This window comes from Alkalibacillus almallahensis (assembly GCF_011761495.1).
GTDB lineage: Bacteria > Bacillota > Bacilli > Bacillales > Alkalibacillaceae > Alkalibacillus > Alkalibacillus almallahensis.
This window is the reverse complement of the sequence record NZ_JAASRU010000010.1, coordinates 1-19,663: the sequence shown is the minus strand read 5'-3', so window position 1 is coordinate 19,663 and position 19,663 is coordinate 1. Positions and strand designations below refer to the sequence as shown.

Sequence of the window (19,663 nt, the reverse complement as noted above, 5' to 3'; positions counted from 1 at the left end):
TGAAAAATATAGCAAGGCATTTTGAACTCTATCTATATGTTTATTCAAAAGTAACTGTAAAGCTAGTATAATAGGGATAGGCAACCGAAAACGGAGCAAGGTAGTGGGTTGAACCTCGATGCGCTTTTCTAAGGCGCAGGAAGGGGGGATACCTATGGGAGTTCATATGTCAGTGGGGTTAGTCTTTGTGCTAATCACCATAAACATTGATGCTCACATTACCATTATTCCTTTGATGATCATCAAAGGCGATGGTAAAGAAAAACTACCTTGCTCTGCCAAGCAAGGTAGTCAGAATAACAACACCATAGATAGATAACAACCTACACCTTGTGACGTTTCGGTTGCTCAGCAGGATGTTCGTAGCATCCTGCTTTTTTTAGTTTATGCGTGTCTAGAACGTTGTATACGTATTTTCTTATCTAATTAAAATATACTGTTTCTTTGTATAGTTGTCAATATATTATATATGGAAAGAACCCTTTGATAATGAGTCGAAGATAACTTCACGATGAAAATAATCAAAAATTGTTTAATTAGTTAACCGTTATTATTTCTCCATCGCTCATTTTTACCACTCTGTCTGTATACTCTAACATCTCTTCTTCATGTGTAACGATTAATGTCATCATCTCTAAAGAGTGTGTTAATTCTTGAATTAATTGCATGATATCGTTTGATTTTTTGGAATCTAGACTTGCAGTCGGTTCATCCGCAAAAAGTACTTTTGGTCTATGAATGATAGCACGAGCCACAGCTATTCGTTGTTTCTCACCACCTGATAGTGAAGCAGGGTAGGCGCTTTGACGATGAGTCATTTCAACTTTTTCTAATACATTTTTTATTTCAATTTGTTTATCGTATTTACTTCCTTTTACTTCGGCTATATCTAACATTAAAGAAAGTTGTTCTTCGACGGTTAAAAAAGGAACAAGATGAGATTGTTGAAAAACAAAACCGTATTGCTGAGCTCTAATTTTTCTTATTTGTTCAGGCTTTAATTCTACTAAGTTTTGATGGTCGAATATGATGCGTCCTTTTGATAAGGGTTGAAGGCTTGCTGCTATTGAAAGGATTGTACTTTTTCCTGAGCCAGAAGAACCTATCAGTGCCGTTACTTCTCCTTTGTTGAGTGTTAAGTTAACCCCTTTTAATACTTCTTCTTCTACTTCCCCGTTCATAAATGATTTTCTCACTTGTTCTAATTGTAATTGACTCATAGTTAAGCCTCCCCTTGTTGTATTGCTTGTAATGGATCAATTCTTTTAATTTGAATTCCTGATAGAGTAGCTCCCATAAATCCTACGACAATGAATAAGATTGATAGTTGTATAGTTGAAGTTAGTGGTAAACTATATGGCATAGAAGTAGGTGCTATGGATTGAAATACTTGGCTCAATAATGCAGAACTAATAAGTGCACTCACTGTAATTATCCCCATCTGAGTCCATATCATGGTATATAGAGTATTTGTGCGAATACCTAAGGCTTTAAGAATTCCATACATTCCCAATTTCTGGACATTCATCATATAAAAGAATATAGCAAATAACATGCCACTAATAATTATTAAAAACCATACAATCATATTAAGAGTCATTTGCTCTGCTTGGTAGCTCGGTATAGTGTTTAAAAATTCACTATTACTGTATGCATTTAAACCATCAATGTCTTTATTAAAGATAGGACTAAAGACGATCTGAAATGCTTGGGTTCTAAACAGGTTATTAAAATCGTTTTGGTTGATTAATACGACTGGCGAATGATTAAATCTCGCATCATCTACAAAACCGGCGACTTCAAAACTGTTTTCAGACTGTCGGAAGGATAACTGGTCTCCAGCCTTTATCCCTTCCTTTTTTAATGAGTGGTCGAGAACAATCTCTCCATTATCTATATTTTGATAATACTTGTTATCAGTATAAGTCATGAGTGAAACGTTTTTTTGTTTATTTGAATCAATCTTTAAATTTCCCATTTGAAGCGAAAATGCGAATGAGTATTCTCCATTTTCTAACAACTGCATCTGTTTCTTTTCATCTATACGCGATTGTGCGTAGGAATTATTAGAATCCTCGGCCATATAAAACGTTCCATCCGGGAAATTTTTTATCAAAGACATGTTATCCTGAGATAGCCCATTCGCTAAACCCGATATGATAAATGTCAATAAACTAATAAGTAATATAATAGACCCTACTATAGAAAACTTCGCTTTATTGTTCTTTATTTCTTTCCAAGCTAAAATCACTATGATCATCCCTCTCAAAAAAACCTTTTGTTTTACTTACTGATTATGATAAATCAGCTAAGTGAACAAAAGGTTAATAAAATATTACAATCGTGGAAAGATGATTTTAAATGTTGTGCCTTTCTCTAATTGACTATATACATAGATATTTCCTTCATGTAGTTCGATAACTTCTTTAACTATGGATAAACCTAATCCTGTACCTTGGTTTGTCCTAGTTCTGGCTGAGTCACCTCGGTAGAAACGGTCAAAGATTTGACTTTGCTCATTTGACTTAATCCCTACTCCTGAATCAGTAAATTCAATTGCTAACTGATTGTTTGTTTTTTCCGCCTTAATTTCAATAGATCCACCAGGTTCATTATATTTGATGGCATTAGTCAATAAGTTTTCCCAAACCGTATATAACAGATCAGGGTTTCCTTTTACTGTTATATCTTCAAGAGAGTAGGTCAAGGACAATTCATTCTCATTTATAAGCCAATAGTATTTATGAAGAAGACTTTGTATTTGTTCAGAAATATTAATCTCCTTTATAGAATACGTGTGACTGTTTGGTTCAAGTGAAGATAATGTCAATAACTGTTTAGATAATATGGACATTCTTTCTGTTTCCTCTTGAATCACTTCTAAATATGAGTTTTTCTCCTCATCAGACAATGTACTATTTTTCAAGAGACGACTGTATCCTTGAATGTTTAATAATGGGGTTTGAATATCATGTGAAACATTGGATACAAATGATTTTCTAACTTCATCTAAGTCTTCGAGTCTTGAAGTCATGTCCTTGAAGTTTTGTGCTAATTGGCCAATCTCATCACTTCTATGAATATCTAGGTTAACATTAAATCCATTTTCGCCTATTTCATTTGTTGCATGAGATAATTGACGCACAGGACGTATAAGAATGGCTGCCCAAATTAAAACAGCTAACAAGCTAAGTATGAATATAGCTAGAGCCATCCAACCTAACAAAATATGGAGTTCATTAAATAAAAGTTTAATGTTGGGTCTCAAGAAAAGTGCGTATTGTGTACCATTATGACGAAAAGGTACTCCTACAGAGTTTTGTAAATCGTTTGCGAAAAACCCTGTAACAAAAGTTCCTTTAGGAAAATCTCTCATTCCATGATAAGAATCACCATTGAGTACTTTTTCTATTGCTTTTGTTGGTAAATTCTTTTCATCAAATTGTCCGCCATAAAATTCTTTGTCCCCTTGTTGGTTCACGACTAGCAATTGATAACCAGTTGAAGCAGTGTGTGTAAAAAACTGGTTAAGATCATCTTGAGTCTCAGCGTAATTTGCTATACCAGTGACAATCTCCATGTTCTTTGAATCGTTCTCAGGCTTTAAGTTATTTTGGTAATAACTATTCGCAATGAAAAATCCTATAAGTGAACTAGCAATCATGATAAGCAGAGTGATAAATAAAAATTTAGTATATAAAGATTTCATCATGAAGCCACCTCTAATTTATAACCAACCCCACGAACTGTTATGATTTCTATGGTTGATGTAACCTTTTCTAATCTTTGTCTGATTCTTTTTATATGAACATTTACAGTTCTTTCGTCACCTTCAAACTCAAGCCCCCAAATATTTTCAATTAAGTAATCTCGATTAAATACTTGGTTAGGTCGTGAAGCTAATAATGCTAATAACTCAAATTCCTTTAAAGGCATGATCATACGTTGATTACCAATTTGTACTTCATAGTTTCTTTTATCAATTTTTACATCATTTATTTGGATCACATCATTACTAAGGTTATTGTATCTTCTTAGAACTGCTTGAACCCGAAATACGAGTTCTTTTGGTTCAAATGGTTTGACGACATAATCATCTGTACCAGAAATGTATCCTTTTTCCTTGTCGTGTAATTCTCCCTTTGCTGTGAGTAATATGATAGGAATATGATACATATTTTTGATTTTTTGAGTCAGTGTGAACCCATCCATTTTTGGCATCATCACATCTACTATCGCAAGGTCTATGGGAGTTTGTTCAAAAATATCTAATGCTTCAAAACCGTCTATTGCTTTGTAGGTAAAAAAACCAGAATCTTTTAAAGTCACCTCTACAAGGTTCAGTATATAAGGATCATCGTCAATAATTAAGATATTAGTCATCATAATCACCCTTTCTATTCCAAATTAAATATAGGTTCTATTAGACTATCTTACAACCTAAAAGTGAACAGAAGATTAATTAGAAAGTAAAAATTATCACAGTAAATGATTAAATCTTACCAAAAATATGGCTCTTCACTATTAATTGTAGTTTTTTCTCACTCTAACGACAAATTACTTTAAAACAACTGACATTGATGAACTTTTATCGACAAACAAACCTGCATAGAGAGAGTGATAGTATAACGGAATACTCATTTAATTGATATTTTTTGAACGGAGGTTTAATAAATTGATACATAAAATAGTGTGGGAGCATTTAGAAGACTTTGGTTGCGAGTTTTTAGGAATAGGGAATGAGAATAATGGAATAATTACGACAGGAATAATCATTACTTCAGAACAACATAAACCTTACAAAATCAATTATACAGTTCGGTTGGATCAATCTTGGAAAACTAAAAAATTAATTTTGAACGTTGACAACAAAGAGAATCTAGAAATCATCTCTGACGGTTTTGGGAATTGGTATACGGGTGACGGTAAGAAAATCAACGAGTTGAGTGGAGCTATTGATATCGACATATCTGCAACACCATTCTCTAATACGTTACCGATTAATAGGTTTGAATGGGAGACTAATCAGAAAAGAGACTTTGAAATGGTATATATATCTGTCTCGAGTTTAGAAACCTTTAAAGTAAAACAAAGTTATACTTATCTACAGCGTAATGGAAACATTAGAGAGTTCCTGTATCAAAGTTACGGCTTTGAATCAATTATTTACGTGGATGATAATGGATTTGTTACGTTTTATCCTGAATTATTTGAACGCAGATTTAATCTTGAAACGTAATTTTTCCATCTTATTTATCAGATCATGTTTTATATGAAAAATGACAAACAGGATTGTTTAAATTCAGTTGAAACTGTTTGTTTTTTCATTTATAATACATCGTAAATAACGATATAATCTTTATATACGATTGAAAGGGTTAGATTATGGAAAATGAAGTAAAAAAAATGAACCAACACTGGACGGATATTTATTACCACCTACATTATCCACATGATGAGAAGATAACGCACCAAGTGATTCGTATTCTTCAGCATGTGCAAAAACAGCCTAATGTAGGAGTTAATGACATAGCAGATTATATTAATGTGTCACAGAATACCGCCTCAGAACATGTTAAACGAATGATCGATAAAGCCCTTTTGAAGAAAAGCAGAAGTCAATCGGACGAACGAAAAGTGATTCTCTGTTTAACTGAGAAGGGAGAAGAAGTTTTGTTTAGAAATACGAGTTTAGACGAAGAGAAATTGAATCATATTTTTAAGTCATTAAACACTGAAGAGAAGGAATTGATTACAGAAGCATTTGAAATTTTAGGGGAGAGATCAAAGCAATGTTTGTCGCCATGAAGATATTAGTATCTGCTATAGCAATTGGAATTGTTTCAGAGATTGCAAGAAAGTTTCCTGTATATGGTGGCATTATTGCTGCTTTACCATTAGTCAGTTTGTTAAGTATTTTTTGGCTCTACTTACAAGGAGAAGGGAATACAACACTTGGTAAATTTGCCTTAGGTGTACTTTGGGGTTTTCCTGCAACCGCAGTTTTATTATTAATTCTCTATTTGTCTTTAAAGCAATCATTACCACTTGCTGTATCTTTTGGGCTAGGTGTAGCAGGGTGGGGAATCTTTTTACTTATTCAAGATGTTGTGATTAAAAATTGGAATGTGTTTTAAGTGAGAATATTAATAATCAATTCACTGGTAGTTAATGTTAATGTGTTCACCACAACTTGTAGCGATAAACCAATATATAAAGACACATTATCATCAATTTGATGGTATAATTTAGAAAAATTCAGATAGGGTCATGATAATGATAAAAAGGAAGTTCGGAAATCGTTCAGAGTGGAAAAGAATTATTAAAAGTAAATATTCACAGTCTTATCTTAATACTAAAGAATTCAAGGGTTACATAACTTTATTAAATACGATAAAAGTAACAGAGTCGTTATCGGTAAACAATGGAATAAAAAGGGTGAAAATAGTTGATGATGGCTATATGTGGCTTCAGCAATTCCCCTTAGAGAAACACCATGCTGTAACTACCATGTTTAATGCTAATGGAGAAATTGTTCAATGGTATATTGATATATGCCTAGGTAATGGCATAGAAAATGAAGTTCCATTTATGGATGATCTATTCTTAGATATTATTCTATTACCCTCTGGTGAGATTATTGATAAGGATGCTGATGAACTTGAGGATGCGTTATCAAAAGGTATTATTGATAAAAATCTTTATGATTTAGCTTGGAATGAAACGTGTGCCATTAAAAGTTTAATCAGAACAGGTGAATTTGACTTGATAAAATTGTCGAACAGTCACAAGGACTTCTTATTTAGTACTTTAAAATAGCTATTATTCGGTTTAAGAATAAACTAGTGAAGTAGAGGAGTTTTTCGGAGAACCTATTGGTGAGTATATTCGCAAATTTAATTATCTACTGATATAGATAGTGATTTATAAGGTTTAAAAGCTAATTTAGTAGTAGTATACAATAGAAATAATATGGATTTTAGGATGGAGTTGAAAAAATCTTATCGAAAATCAAACTATTTTGTGAAGTCATTAAGCCAACTTCCTCCTCAGAAAAATGAGTTTAATATTAAAAGAAAATTTAAGGTGATTGGTAATTGATGGTGTTGAAAAGTCGAAAATATTTTTTGTTAAGTGCGTTATTAGTAACCTTTTTACTTTCAAGCTGTAGTGGCAATGAGAAAACGGTTGATAATTATTATTTGTCATTATCCGGAGAAAGTGAAAACTGGAAAGTAGATGCTTATGAAATTATGAGTACATCAGAAGCGTTTAAAGTAGGTAATGGTAATTTAATTATGAAGAAAAATAATGAATATAGTAGCGATTTTTTTAGTGTTGAAGTTAATGCTGTTATAGAGGGTGAAGAAACAACTATTCAGAAGAGGTCCGTATCAGGAAGTGAAACAGATATAACACAGACATCCATCGGTACAGTAGAAGGAAGTGCTTTGCATGACGAGAATGGAGAAATTATTTCACCCGAAAATATTAGTGATATCTATATGATCATCAAATGGCGAGAAGATAGTGATACAAGGAAAGAAAGTATAGATTTATTAAATAAAGATGGATTTTTGGAGTAATGAATTGAATTAATGATGTGCTTTATTAAGAAAGAATGGCCTTTTGGGAAACGTAGTTCTGTGACGTATTAAATTGTTCGTAAGTTATTATATTGGGGAGGGCAAATTTTGGATTTATTTATTTGGTTGATTATAATTGTTGTCATAGTTAGCTTGGTCATGGGTGTTTATTCTACTAATAAACATTTTAAAATGAAGGAACAAGAAATCAAACTGGAACAAGAAAGAATAGAGTTGGAACGAAAAAGGTTAGAATTAGAGGAGAAAAAAGTTTAGAAAAATATTGTACTAAGACAAAGAGGTTAATATCGTCACTCTAAACAACACAGAAAATTTCAACAAAAGGGTTATATAGCCCACTTAATCTTTAGTAATTATTAACTAGCAATTTGTTCAACAAGAATTAATTAAATTACTTTATATTAAAAACATTGCTTCTGTAATGAATGGAGATTTGATTATGGAAATAAGAGAATTATATTCAAATGATCCTGAAGAGTACCTGTCTATAAGGCTCGAAGCATTAAAAAATAACCCGAGCGCTTTTGCATCAAGTTATGAAGAGGAAAAGAATGTTTCTGCTGAAAAGTACAAAAATAGTTTTAGTAACAAATCAAGCGCGATTACTTTTGGTGCTTATGAAGAATCACAACTTGTTGGTGTTGTGACATTAGTAAAGGAGCAACCATTGAAGTTGAGTCATAGAGCAAATTTAGTGGCGATATATATTAAACCAGAAAAACGAGGCTATGGAATTGGAAAAGCACTTGTTTTAAGTGTGATTGAACAAGCAAAAAACATAGGTGGTATTGAACAAATTTATCTAACAGTTGTAACAACGAATGTTCAAGCTGAAAAAATGTACACTTCTTGTGGATTCGAAGTGATTGGAAGAGATAAAAAAGCATTAAAGGTTGATCATACATATTATGATGAGGAACATATGGTATTGTATTTATAAAGATGTTATTCAACATTAAAACAGAGGGGATTTTAAAGTGAATAAGACAATCACAAAGTGGGGAAATAGTTTAGCGGTTCATATACCTCATGATATTGCAGACCAACATAGCTTAACAAACGGTTCAAATGTAACGATAAGCTCTACTGAAACGGGAATTCTCATAGAGCCTGTAGACAAAGACCTATCACTAGAAGATGTGTTAAGCCAAATTAATGAATCTAATCGTCACGATGAAATTGATTTTGGTAATCAAGGGAAGGAATTATTATAAACATAGAAGCTCCAAGAGAAGGTGATCTTATTTATATAAAATTTCAATCCACAATCTGGGACAAGACCAACCATTGTATAATCAGCAAGATCGTTCAGCAAAGAAACTGGTTTTGCCATTGTCTGTCCAATTACAAATCAACTTTACCTGGGTTGTCTTGAATTAAAAATGACTCATCTTGAATCTCTACAATTTCTCCAGTAACCCCTTCAAGGTACTTTGTTTCCTCATCAGATGAACAACCAATAACAATAAATAAAATCATAAAAGAAATTACACTTAGAAGTATTCTAGACTGCATAAAATTCTCCTTTGCTAATCTAGTAGAATGATTTTTTGAAAAAATAGTACATTACAAAAACCACCATTTGAGATGAAGGTGATAATTCTTCAATTTATTTGACACTCAATAGATCATATAATACTTTGCATAGACAAATGAAGATGTAATGACATTAAACAATAAGAAGGGATATGATGCAAAAATGAATACTTTTCAAGCATTAGTATTGGATAAAGTGAATGATCAAATGGAATTAGATATTAAACAATTAAGTATGGATGATTTACCAGAAGGAGAAGTAACCATCCGTGTAGCTTATTCTAGCGTAAATTTTAAGGATGGTATAGTAGCTTATCAAGGTCAGCTTGTAGAGTCCTATCCTTTAGTACCAGGGATCGATTTAGCTGGTACAGTCATTGATTCAACAGATAACCGATATGAAAAAGGTGATGAAGTCATCGTAACTAGCTATAAATTAGGAACAGGGCATTCTGGCGGATTTAGCGAGATAGCTCGTGTACCTGCAGATTGGGTTGTTCCTCTCCCGGAAGGTTTGACTTCAAGAGAAGCTATGATCCTTGGAACAGCTGGGTTTACCGCAGCTTTATCTGTTCAAAGTCTTGAAGACAATGGATTAGAACCTAGTCAGGGACCTGTTTTGGTGGCTGGTGCTACTGGTGGTGTTGGTAGTATTGCCGTCAATATGTTAGCTAACAAGAGCTATGATGTTGTAGCTAGTACAGGAAAGTCTAATGAAGAAGCATATTTAAAAAGATTAGGGGCTAAACAGATTATTGATCGTAATGAAATTGTAGATACTGAACAAAGCCCAATGCGTGAAGAAAAATGGGCTGGGGCTATTGATCCAGTAGGTGGAAAAACACTTCAGTATATACTAAGTACATTAAAATATGGAGGTTCTGTAGCTACAAGTGGTTTGACAGGTGGGGTAGAAGTTTCCACAGCTGTTATTCCTTTTATTTCAAGAGGGATCAATTGGCTTGGTATTGATTCTGTTGAATGTCCAATGAATAAGAGATTAGAAGTTTGGGATCGTCTGAGTGATGATTTAAAACCAACAAACTTGAATGAAGAAATGGTCAACGAAATATCATTACAAGAACTGCCAGAAGTATTAGGGGATATTTTAGAAGGAAAAGTACGTGGAAGAACGCTTGTGAAACTATAATGTGCGCACAATAAAGAGATACAAGGTTTTGATTTGATAAACATATATAAGCATTTGAAAGGACTACTCAAATTGAGTGGTCCTTTTTTATTAGCAAAGGTTTTGTATCTCGAAAAAAGATTAATACTTTTAACCTATTTTTACCATAGGTGTTTATTATTATGATATTATGAGCTTGAATGTATGAATATTTGTAAAAGACTGTTAATTTAGGTTGGTTATGAAAAGAAATAAAATATCCAAATTAGGGGTCAAAATGAACGATCAGTGGAGTGGTGAGAAGTTAAAGTAACTATGAGTGTATTATGGGCTTGCAGAAAGGTTTGTCTGAGGGCATTTTTACACAAGCTCATCTTGGCAATTAATATATAGAACCTGTCTAAATATAACTATTTTTATATTTTCTAAGATAATCTAAGAAAATAGGAGTATATATCACCTAATTTCTTTAAATGACGTTTCATTGGAAACACAAAAGGTTAAATGTCTATGGTACCGTGAATGCGTCATAGAATAATGTACACGTTTATTATTAGATGAATGGTTATTCAGTTATTTAATCACACTTATAGATAATTGTAATGTAGGAGGTCAATTGAATTTGCGATTGCGTATAAAGTTTCTGTTGATTGCTAGTATTATAAGTAGTTTGATGATCTTAATGCTTAAGTTTTTCCATTGGACACTGAATGAAATGTTGAGTTCATTTCAATTTTTCGTCTTCTCAACATTTGCTTATAGTGCATTTTTAATTGTGGCTGCAATAGCGTTAGTCGTTTTATTCGTTCATAAGGATTGGAAACACATGGTTATTCAAGGGGTTGCCGTGATGTTATTTTTTCTAATTCCCTTTGATCAGGTCGTGTTAGAGGCTGATTATCACTCCACTGAGGAACAACGTGCTGCCGTTGTTGATATGGTTTTAAGTGAGGAATTGGCGCCTACGAATTCTGGACATGTCGGATCTATTATTGAATTGCCAGATCAATATAAACATCTGTCGGTTGATGGAGAGGTTTATGTCGAGGCTGAAGAAGACCGAACTTCTTTATTATTTCTGTCTGATGGTGGATTTCTAGACTCGTTTGCGGGGATTGTTTATTCCTCAACGAATGAAGAACCTCAAACAGGTGATTTTAACGGCCATTATCGAGCGGTGAATAAGGTAGAGGATAATTGGTTTTCGGTGAGCGCAGGGTGATGGGATCAGTAGAAGGTTGATTTATGAGGTTAAATTTAGGGAAAACTTTAAGTGTTACAATTTATTTTAAATAAAGGAGTTTTAAAGATGACTCGTCGATTATTGATCATTATGTCCATTCTCGTTATATCTCTGATGGCAGGTTGCACAGGTGGAGCAGAAGCACCTGAACACTTTTTATCGGAAGAAGAAGGGAAGTATAGCATAGTGTCAGTTCAGGACTCTATTTCAACACCTGCTTTTAAAGAATCTTTCACGGATGACAACATATATTTATCCCAAACCTATTTCTCAGAATCTCACAGTGATTTGGATGATTTGGATGTTGGTGGTGAAGAACTGCCTGTATTCTTCGTTTTTGATCATGAGGAAATGGTATTGAAAACGAGTGATGAAGCGGAAGTAGTTGAGGTATTGAAGTCTTAGGGTAGGGGTGATGGTGTGAGAATTTTACTCAGCAATATAAATTTTCTCAATATGTGGCTTTCGAATTTTGTGACCATATTGAACGGTCGGTTTCGTGAGCTGATCATACCTCTTATTGTTTTAGGATTAACTAATTCTCCACTAATCAGAGGTCTTGTAGCATTATCCCAAAGATTAGGAACTGTTTTATTTGCTATACCGATAGGAACTTGGGTAGAAAACAAGGATAAAATAAAGTTAAGTGGGATATGTCATTTGTTATTTGCTTTAGGACTAGCCTTTTTGGCATTTTCTATATCCATTAATATCTTTAATGAATATATGATAGCTTTGATTTTATTTTTGCTAGGAATATTATCTATTATTTTAAGGACGTCATTTAATGTATTGATACCCAAAGTAAGTGGTAGAGACAAACTTTTAGAAGCGCATACAAGTGTTGAAGGTGCTGATGCGATATCAACTCTTATAGGCCCTGCATTAGCTGGGCTAGTGTTAGCTCAGTTTGGGGAGAGTATTACTCTTGGGATATGTGCTATTTTATCTGTCATTTCTATGATATTTGTCTTTAGAGTATATGTTGATCAACCAGAGAGTAATCATAATACTAGTGAAAAGCCTAATCAAAAATTAAGTGACTTCATGAAGCGATCTAAAGAAGGTGTGAAATATCTTATTTCAAATTCTTCACAAATTGTATGTGCTGTTGCTATTTGTTCGCTTGGCTTTTCGACAGTGTTTATTGTTTTATCCGTCATTATGCATGCCAAAATAACGTTAAACTTCTCTGAAACGTTGATAGGTGTATTATTATCTTTTGCTGGCTTAGGCAACATTATTGGTGTTTTGATTATGAACAAGTTCAAAAATGTAAATTGGTTATTCTTCCTTAGTATACTAATGATCATATCAGGTCTAGGTGTTTTGTTATTACTAACGAACCATCTTATCTTAATGTGCTTGGGAATGGTGTTATTTGATGGTGCACTTTCTATGGCTTTTGTTGTCCAAGGTGCAGTCCATCAAGGTGTTACACCTGATGCATTTTTAGCTCGAGTGAAGAGTGCTACATATGTTATAAGTGGTATTTTCACCATGATTGGAACGTTTCTTGCAGGTTTTATCCCGGAATTCTTTTCAACATCCCTGTCATTAATTATAGGAATAATAGTTCTAGTTCTGCCAGCCATTATATTAATTCAGTTTAAGTATATTGGTACTAATTTTAATGATATTAAACCTATTTATGTGGAATAAGTTAGCACTGACTACGGAAAATAAATTATTTGAATATGTATCAGAAACAAAAAGATTAGTGAAAAGACCACTAAAGAAACAGATGTGGTATTGGAGGTGTAATTAATGAATCAAAGATTGGATAAAGCTATTGATTTGCGTCAAAAGGGAAATCATAACGATTCAAACGAATTACTCGTTAGACTTATAGAGGATTTCCCTGAAAATGCTTCAATTAACTACCAATGTGCCTGGAGTTTTGACATCTTAGGAGAAGAGGCAAAAGCAGTGCCTTTTTATGAAAAAGCCATCAAACTAGGGCTGCCTGAAAAAGAATTGGAAGATGCATTACTAGGGTTAGGCAGTACATACAGAACATTGGGAGAATACGAAAAGTCAAATGGCACTTTTGAAAAAGGGATGGAGTTATTTCCTAATAACCGAGCAATGCAAACGTTTTATTCGATGACGCTATATAATTTGAATGAACATAGTAAAGCTATGGAGCTATTACTACAATGTTTAATAGAAACAACGAACGACCCTGAAATTTTGAGTTATAAAAAAGCGATTGAATTCTATTCCGATAAATTAGACGAAATTTGGAAGTAGTTTTTAAAAAGATGTACTTGTTAATTGGCTGAAATAAAATAGTTTGCTCCGAAATCGACACGTTAGAAATTCATGAAAGGTGTGATGCGATATGACATTTAAACGATCAGGTGATGTTTTTAATAGTCTATACAAAAGGGAATTCACATTTGAAAACGGAGAATGAATTATTTGAATATGGATCAGGAACAGAAAGATTAGTATTAAGACCACTTAAGAATGATGATTACAAGAATTGGTTAAATGAATTTAATAGACGTTATCCATCGCAGCATCGACATGATACGGGTCGAACAGATATGAGTGATTGTACAGAGGAATGGTTTAATAATCTTATAGATAAACATCAAAACTTAGCTTTAACGGACACTGCATACATTTTTGGTGTGTTTAGACAGGAAGATGGTACACATTTAGGAATGGTTGACTTATCAACTATAGAGAGAGGGGATTTCCAATGGGGACGAATAGGATATTCGTTCCATAATCAGTATTGGGGAAAAGGGTATGGCAGGGAAGCCGTAAACGAAGCCCTTCATATGGCTTTCAAGTATTTGAACTTTCATCGTATTGAAGCTCATATCAATATTGATAATCCCGCTTCAATCAAACTAGCAGAAAATGTTGGTATGGAATATGAATGTACAAGAAAAGGATTTATCTTCGAGTTTGGAGATTGGACAGATAATCTGATTTATTTTAAAAACTTGGTGGAATAAGTTTTTACGACATAAAGAACTGTTCTGAGGGACAGTTCTTTTTTACAAACTTCAATTGGGATTGTGATATTAGTCCTCATTAGACTGAAAAGTAATGTTACATAAAAGCGTTTGGGATATACGTAGGGTGCAGTGCAACTGGATCAGGCAAGGAGGGAGCTTAATGGGAGTTGGATTTATAGGATTTATATCTATTATAGTATTTATTTTGTGTTTTTCTTATACCCTTCATTTTATAGAGAGCTTGCAAAAGGGTGATGAACGTATTGCTAAACAATCCAAAAAAGTAGCGATAATATCTTTGAGTTTGGCGCTTGTGATCCCGTTTGTGTATAGTTTGATTGTGTTTTGATATAGGATCAGAGAAATTTTTTCGTTGTTATTTTTGAATGGCAAGCTAACAAAATATGAAGTTATTATTTAACTAGGTAATAAGTATTGAGGTGACTATATTGCAAAAATGTGAGAATTGTCATGCACAATTTAGTTGGAGTAAAATTTATAAATCGATCTTGGCTAATTATCGCCCTATTAAATGCAACGAATGCTGTACCAAGCATGAGATAACATTTCTTAGTAGAACCATTGTTGCTATTCTTACAATTCTTCCGCTGTTTACTCTCCTTATATTTCTGTCACCTACTAATGATGCTACTTTGATATTTGGAATAGCTACCGTGGGTATAATATTGGTTTCCTTAATTGTTCCGTTTTTAGTTTCTTATAAAAATTGTTTGTGAATTAAGGCGCACAAGAAGTTGATATTTTAAAAGGGATTTAAAAGCTTCATTACGCAGCGAAGGATCATTTCGTTGGTATTTTAATCAAAAAATATAAAATACCAACGAAAAGAATTTATAATAAAAAACCTTAAATTTAGGGAAATTAATTCCAAAAATTGAAACACATGATATACTTGTGTGAATAAAATTCTAAATTTTTAGATTTCGTTGATGATTTGGAGGAATAAGATGAGTAAAAATAAATTTTGCTATTTATGATTTTGGGGATACTCTCTGGTGTTTTCTTAACTGGGGTTTTAGAGTGGTTTAATTTAAATATATCCTTGGATAACATTTTTCAAGTTGTTCCCGGTGAACCTAATTCAATCTCAGTTATTATTGTATTAGTAATCACTTTACTGTTTTCGTATTTTGTAATAAGCAGTCTTTATAAAAAATTTGTAAAGTCATAAGTTGGGAGTGGTTTTTAAAAGCCTTTAGTGAAGAATCTAAAGCTGAAATCTATATCAAATTTTAGCTAAGTAGTATAAATGTGTCGATTCTGTTAGGACGTTTTCATTGGAGGTTGAGACATGCATATTGAGGTGAAGAAATATCAAGATGAAGACGAACCTCAGTTGATAAGGTTATTGAATTTGTGTTTTGAGGATGAAAATTTAATTAACATCGTGAAGTCAAATCAGTTGAATATTTTATACTCAGCTTATTTTGAAAATGATTTAGTTGGGATAATGTTTGTCTGGAAAAGTCGAATTCATCCGTAATGTCTTTATTTTCGTATCCTCATTAATCCTTTTTATCGAAACTTAGATATTGAAGAACGACTGCTTTTGAAGCTTGAAGATATCAAAGAAGAAGGGCTGCCTTTACAAACCTCAGCTTGGGAAACCTCGAATAAACAGATTAATTTGTATTTACATAATGGGGTTAAGGAAATAAGAAGAACATATATATCAACCTTAGCAGTATCTGATGTTATTAATGATAGATTTCTGAAAGGTAAAGGTTATCAAATTCAAACTTTAGAAGAAGTCTTAATGGATAAAGACTTAACAGAGGCACTCATTCATCAAGTGAAAGCGGTTTATGAAGAAACGCATGAGGTTAATCCAGTAGCATATTTAGAAGCAGAGCAGTGGTATGAGTTAATTGTTTCTGATGATGTACTACAAGATGGAAGTTATATTCACATTGATTCTAATGAGAAAAGCATCATTGCCTATTCCTTTCTTCATGAGTCTGATGAAATCAAAACTGTGGAATTAGGATGGTGTGGTGCTAATGTCATGGAACAAAAACAATTGATTCCTGAATTGGTTCATATGCAAGTGTGTTATGCATATCGGCACGGATTCGAATTTATAATCGGAGAATTTGATACAACTGACAGCTATGCTTTGGAGGTCTTGAACCGTTTTCCATTTGCTCCAAGTCCGACTTGGATTACATTTCAGAAAGAATGAAGGGTTTCGAAGTGTTTTATCTCAAGAAGTAATTCTTTTAAATGGGTCTGAGGAGAGGTGTTAGAGTCTATGAGACATTATCATAGAGCTTTTGGAGTATATGGAATATGTATTAGAGATGGAAAACTCTTAGTTATAAATAAAAACGGTGGTCCTTATATAAATAGATATGATCTCCCTGGAGGAAGCCTAGAAGAAGGGGAAGGTTTGTCCGAAGCAATGCGGAGAGAGTTCCTCGAGGAAACGGGTCAAGAAATAGAAATTGAAGAAAACATTGGTGTCATTGACTTTAAGCTTCCTTGGTCGTGGAAAGATTTTACGGATGTGCACCATATAGCAGTATATTATTCAGTTAATGTGATAGGCGGATCATTAAATATTCCAGAACAATTTGAGGGACAGGACTCACTAGGGGCATCTTGGGTATCGGAAAATGATGTTTCGTTGGACAATGCTTCGCCACTTGTTTTAAAAGCTTTTGATTGGTTAAATTCAAAGACTTTAGGGATTGATACAATAACTTATGAAGATTGGAAAGTCTTACAAAACTAGTTTGATGATTTCAACTTGCAGATGTTTAGTAGAATGATTTTTTTATAGGAAGCCGTCATTATGAGATAGAAATGAGTGATCCGAGTGGGGAAGAACAAAAATTTTCATTATCTATTAGTTGCCGTTTTATTTTCAACACTCGGTGATGGGATTACATTAATTGCAATCCCGTGGCTATCGACTAATTTGACCGAAAATGCTTTTATGATTTCTGTCGTTTCTGCATCACTGACTATTCCATGGCTACTATTCAGCTTACATACGGGTTTATTATTGGATAAAGTTGATCGAAAATTGATTATTTGGATCAGTATCTATTTGAGAATTACGACGTTAATTGTATTAACTGTCCTAATCATAACGAATACAATCACTATTCTATTATTAATAATTTGCGGCTTTTTAATCGGTTGTTCGAAGGTGTTGTTTGATAGTTCTGCACAAACCGTTACACCAGATATTGTGCCAAAAGAAAATTTGGAAAAAGCTAATGGCATGATTGTGACTGCAAGATTAACGATGAGTGATGTATTAGGTAGAGCTTGCGGCGGGTTGCTAATCGCAATAAGTATCTGGACGCCTTTTTTATTAGATACGATTTTGCTCTGTTTAGCAAGTCTATTCATTTTCAAGATGAAATTACCTGAGATAGGTAAGGAAGATTTTAAGAAAGTGAAGTTAAAGGAAGGATTCACTTTTATTTTCAAGGATCACTCTTTATTGATGTTAATGGTTGTTATAGGTGCTTTTGTGACTCTGTTGTTTTCTAGTACGCTTTCCACACAAGTGTTATTAGTGAGAGAAGTATTAGAATTAAGTTCATTTGAATTTGGTGTTCTAATTTCTTTCAGCACACTAGGCAGTTTATTAGCTAGTAACACGATTTCGTTATTTTCATCTAAATTCGCGTTAAAAACTCAATTAGTTGTTTCATTGTTTGTAATGGGATTATGCTTTGGAGCTGTTGGACTATTTTATAATAAGTTTATTGTGGCCGGATTATATTTTATAGGAAGCTATTTTATCATCATTTGGAATATTGCTAACTTATCCTACCGGCAGCGTATTACACCTAAACATTTATTAGGAAGAGTTGGCGGCGTTATTCGGTTCTTCTCCTTAGGTTTCACGCCTATAGGAATGATTTTAGGTGGTTCATTGGTTGTTTGGCTAGAACCGTTTATTTCTAGAGTGTGGGCGATAAGATTCCCAAATTTATTGTTGGGTGCCATATTTGTTGGATTGAGTTTAATGATGATTGTGTTATTTAGATTTTATAGCTTTAATGAATCAGGGTCGACTGAATACGTGAATGATGGAAACTAACTTAATAGAAAATGAGAAGTATGAGGAGGATTTATGACTTTTATCTATTTGTTACCCTTACTAGTACCTATGCCATTTTTGTTCCATTACTATGAAACCTCTCAGTATCCAAATGATGCGCCTTATTTATTTATAATGACATTGGTATTTGTGATTGTCACAGGTCTTTTGTCAAAAAAAGTTAAGATTCGCTATATGATTATAGCAAATATCTTCTCTGTGATTGTATCCATTCAATTGGGGGAGATGTACATTATTCCTCCGAATGATATATGGTTTAAGCCGTTTAGAATGAGTTTTGTCATAATGGTTACTGGTATTTTGATTTTCTTGGGGATGTTGATTGTTCGGTCTATTTTTAATAAAAGGATCTTTGAATTGAAGTGAACTAACTAGATAATTCTCAAAACGCATTAAATGATTGATGGTTGTTAAATGATGCTAATATACCTGAAGATACAGTATCTCTAAATAATTAAGCAATAGGTATGACCAATGTAAAATAGTCACTTATGTTGAAGTTTGCTGGTACTCCAAGATTAAATATGGTATAGATGTATCGATTTTTTAGATAAAAGCCATCTTAGTTATTTAGAAAATATTAAGATGATATCAATGGTAGGAATTCTATTATATTCGTATGAAGATTATTAATCTATTTAGGGATGTGATCATATCATTTTTGAGACATTAGCAGCAAAGCTTTCTATTGTCATCACACTTGCTTTTGGAACATTATTAATTGCGCTGTTTCCTATAATAAATAAGGAAAATAAATATTTTGCTTGGTTTAGTCTAGTGATGGGCATTATCGTTTTGGTGCTGTTATTATGGTTCACATTTGGTAATGAAACCATTAGACATCAGATATTAAATTATGGGCTGCAATAAGGGTTGCTAATAAGGTTCTAGCAAAAGCATCAAAACAATCCGTCGAAAGTCAACGTAAGTATTCAGAGCGAATTGATGAGATTATTGAGCAGGAGTTTTTTTAATTCCTCGATTGTAAAATTAAGCGAGACACTATAAAAGGACATGTCATGATATACTCAACCCATAACCTACCAAAGTTAAGGAGAGTGTATCTGACAT

General features: G+C 33.2%; 26 protein-coding genes. 21 read left to right on the top strand and 5 right to left on the bottom strand.

Annotated elements, in window-relative coordinates:
- Positions 1-154 precede the first annotated feature (154 nt).
- Positions 155-319 (top strand): hypothetical protein, encoded by a 165-nt coding sequence (locus FHR85_RS09585; protein ID WP_167262671.1) that lies wholly within the window; start codon positions 155-157, stop codon positions 317-319.
- A 217-nt stretch (positions 320-536) separates the two neighbouring features.
- On the opposite strand, the gene FHR85_RS09580 is transcribed toward FHR85_RS09585, so the two are convergent.
- The 4 genes from FHR85_RS09580 to FHR85_RS09565 form a co-directional block, all read right to left on the bottom strand.
- Positions 537-1,220 (bottom strand): ABC transporter ATP-binding protein, encoded by a 684-nt coding sequence (locus tag FHR85_RS09580; protein WP_167262670.1) that lies wholly within the window; start codon positions 1,218-1,220, stop codon positions 537-539.
- A gap of 2 nt (positions 1,221-1,222) precedes the next feature.
- Entirely contained in the window at positions 1,223-2,251 is a 1,029-nt protein-coding gene (locus FHR85_RS09575) for an FtsX-like permease family protein (RefSeq protein ID WP_167262669.1), read from the bottom strand.
- 84 nt (positions 2,252-2,335) lie between these two features.
- The gene (locus FHR85_RS09570; RefSeq protein ID WP_167262668.1) at positions 2,336-3,709 is read right to left on the bottom strand and encodes a sensor histidine kinase; all 1,374 of its coding nucleotides are present in this window, start codon (positions 3,707-3,709) and stop codon (positions 2,336-2,338) included.
- Entirely contained in the window at positions 3,709-4,383 is a 675-nt protein-coding gene (locus tag FHR85_RS09565) for a response regulator transcription factor (protein WP_167262667.1), read from the bottom strand. Before FHR85_RS09565 ends, FHR85_RS09570 begins: the two co-directional genes overlap by 1 nt.
- A gap of 292 nt (positions 4,384-4,675) precedes the next feature.
- Between FHR85_RS09565 and FHR85_RS09560 the strand changes: the two genes are divergently transcribed.
- From FHR85_RS09560 to FHR85_RS09525, 8 genes are all read left to right on the top strand, one after another.
- Positions 4,676-5,239, top strand: coding sequence for a putative glycolipid-binding domain-containing protein (locus FHR85_RS09560; protein WP_167262666.1), 564 nt, complete (start codon positions 4,676-4,678; stop codon positions 5,237-5,239).
- Positions 5,240-5,385: 146 nt separating this feature from the next.
- Positions 5,386-5,808, top strand: a complete 423-nt coding sequence (locus FHR85_RS09555; protein WP_167262665.1) for a MarR family winged helix-turn-helix transcriptional regulator — start codon at positions 5,386-5,388, stop codon at positions 5,806-5,808.
- Positions 5,793-6,137 carry a DUF3147 family protein gene (locus FHR85_RS09550; RefSeq protein WP_167262664.1) on the top strand — a complete coding sequence of 115 codons (345 nt, stop codon included), beginning with the start codon at positions 5,793-5,795 and terminating at the stop codon, positions 6,135-6,137. Before FHR85_RS09555 ends, FHR85_RS09550 begins: the two co-directional genes overlap by 16 nt.
- A 139-nt stretch (positions 6,138-6,276) precedes the next feature.
- Positions 6,277-6,819 (top strand): ribonuclease FAU-1 family protein, encoded by a 543-nt coding sequence (locus FHR85_RS09545; protein ID WP_167262663.1) that lies wholly within the window; start codon positions 6,277-6,279, stop codon positions 6,817-6,819.
- Between the two features lie 281 nt (positions 6,820-7,100).
- Positions 7,101-7,586, top strand: coding sequence for a hypothetical protein (locus FHR85_RS09540; protein WP_167262825.1), 486 nt, complete (start codon positions 7,101-7,103; stop codon positions 7,584-7,586).
- 108 nt (positions 7,587-7,694) lie between these two features.
- Positions 7,695-7,862: a hypothetical protein gene (locus FHR85_RS09535; RefSeq protein WP_167262662.1), complete on the top strand. Its 168-nt coding sequence runs from the start codon at positions 7,695-7,697 to the stop codon at positions 7,860-7,862.
- A gap of 184 nt (positions 7,863-8,046) precedes the next feature.
- A complete protein-coding gene (locus FHR85_RS09530; RefSeq protein ID WP_167262661.1) occupies positions 8,047-8,547 on the top strand; it encodes a GNAT family N-acetyltransferase in 501 nt (166 codons plus the stop codon).
- Between the two features lie 37 nt (positions 8,548-8,584).
- Positions 8,585-8,821 carry an AbrB/MazE/SpoVT family DNA-binding domain-containing protein gene (locus FHR85_RS09525; RefSeq protein ID WP_167262660.1) on the top strand — a complete coding sequence of 79 codons (237 nt, stop codon included), beginning with the start codon at positions 8,585-8,587 and terminating at the stop codon, positions 8,819-8,821.
- Positions 8,822-8,951: 130 nt separating this feature from the next.
- Here FHR85_RS09525 and FHR85_RS09520 read toward each other — a convergent pair whose 3' ends face one another.
- A complete protein-coding gene (locus tag FHR85_RS09520; protein ID WP_167262659.1) occupies positions 8,952-9,122 on the bottom strand; it encodes a hypothetical protein in 171 nt (56 codons plus the stop codon).
- A gap of 184 nt (positions 9,123-9,306) precedes the next feature.
- On the opposite strand from FHR85_RS09520, the gene FHR85_RS09515 reads away from it, so the two are divergent.
- From FHR85_RS09515 to FHR85_RS09460, 12 genes are all read left to right on the top strand, one after another.
- The gene (locus tag FHR85_RS09515; RefSeq protein ID WP_167262822.1) at positions 9,307-10,293 is read left to right on the top strand and encodes an acrylyl-CoA reductase family protein; all 987 of its coding nucleotides are present in this window, start codon (positions 9,307-9,309) and stop codon (positions 10,291-10,293) included.
- Between the two features lie 601 nt (positions 10,294-10,894).
- Complete coding sequence (locus tag FHR85_RS09510) at positions 10,895-11,494, top strand: hypothetical protein (RefSeq protein ID WP_167262658.1); 600 nt, start codon at positions 10,895-10,897, stop codon at positions 11,492-11,494.
- A gap of 87 nt (positions 11,495-11,581) precedes the next feature.
- Positions 11,582-11,920: a hypothetical protein gene (locus tag FHR85_RS09505; protein WP_167262657.1), complete on the top strand. Its 339-nt coding sequence runs from the start codon at positions 11,582-11,584 to the stop codon at positions 11,918-11,920.
- Between the two features lie 15 nt (positions 11,921-11,935).
- Entirely contained in the window at positions 11,936-13,177 is a 1,242-nt protein-coding gene (locus tag FHR85_RS09500) for an MFS transporter (RefSeq protein ID WP_167262656.1), read from the top strand.
- A gap of 105 nt (positions 13,178-13,282) precedes the next feature.
- A complete protein-coding gene (locus FHR85_RS09495) occupies positions 13,283-13,768 on the top strand; it encodes a tetratricopeptide repeat protein (protein WP_167262655.1) in 486 nt (161 codons plus the stop codon).
- Between the two features lie 149 nt (positions 13,769-13,917).
- Complete coding sequence (locus FHR85_RS09490) at positions 13,918-14,487, top strand: GNAT family N-acetyltransferase (protein ID WP_243864216.1); 570 nt, start codon at positions 13,918-13,920, stop codon at positions 14,485-14,487.
- Between the two features lie 163 nt (positions 14,488-14,650).
- A complete protein-coding gene (locus FHR85_RS09485) occupies positions 14,651-14,839 on the top strand; it encodes a hypothetical protein (RefSeq protein WP_167262653.1) in 189 nt (62 codons plus the stop codon).
- Between the two features lie 91 nt (positions 14,840-14,930).
- Positions 14,931-15,227 carry a TIGR04104 family putative zinc finger protein gene (locus FHR85_RS14625; RefSeq protein WP_424923984.1) on the top strand — a complete coding sequence of 99 codons (297 nt, stop codon included), beginning with the start codon at positions 14,931-14,933 and terminating at the stop codon, positions 15,225-15,227.
- A 575-nt stretch (positions 15,228-15,802) separates the two neighbouring features.
- Positions 15,803-15,994: a hypothetical protein gene (locus tag FHR85_RS09475; RefSeq protein WP_167262651.1), complete on the top strand. Its 192-nt coding sequence runs from the start codon at positions 15,803-15,805 to the stop codon at positions 15,992-15,994.
- A 66-nt stretch (positions 15,995-16,060) separates the two neighbouring features.
- Positions 16,061-16,693, top strand: a complete 633-nt coding sequence (locus FHR85_RS09470; protein ID WP_167262650.1) for a hypothetical protein — start codon at positions 16,061-16,063, stop codon at positions 16,691-16,693.
- Positions 16,694-16,762: 69 nt separating this feature from the next.
- Entirely contained in the window at positions 16,763-17,245 is a 483-nt protein-coding gene (locus FHR85_RS09465; protein WP_167262649.1) for an NUDIX hydrolase, read from the top strand.
- Between the two features lie 84 nt (positions 17,246-17,329).
- Positions 17,330-18,571, top strand: coding sequence for an MFS transporter (locus tag FHR85_RS09460; RefSeq protein ID WP_167262648.1), 1,242 nt, complete (start codon positions 17,330-17,332; stop codon positions 18,569-18,571).
- Positions 18,572-19,663 lie beyond the last annotated feature (1,092 nt).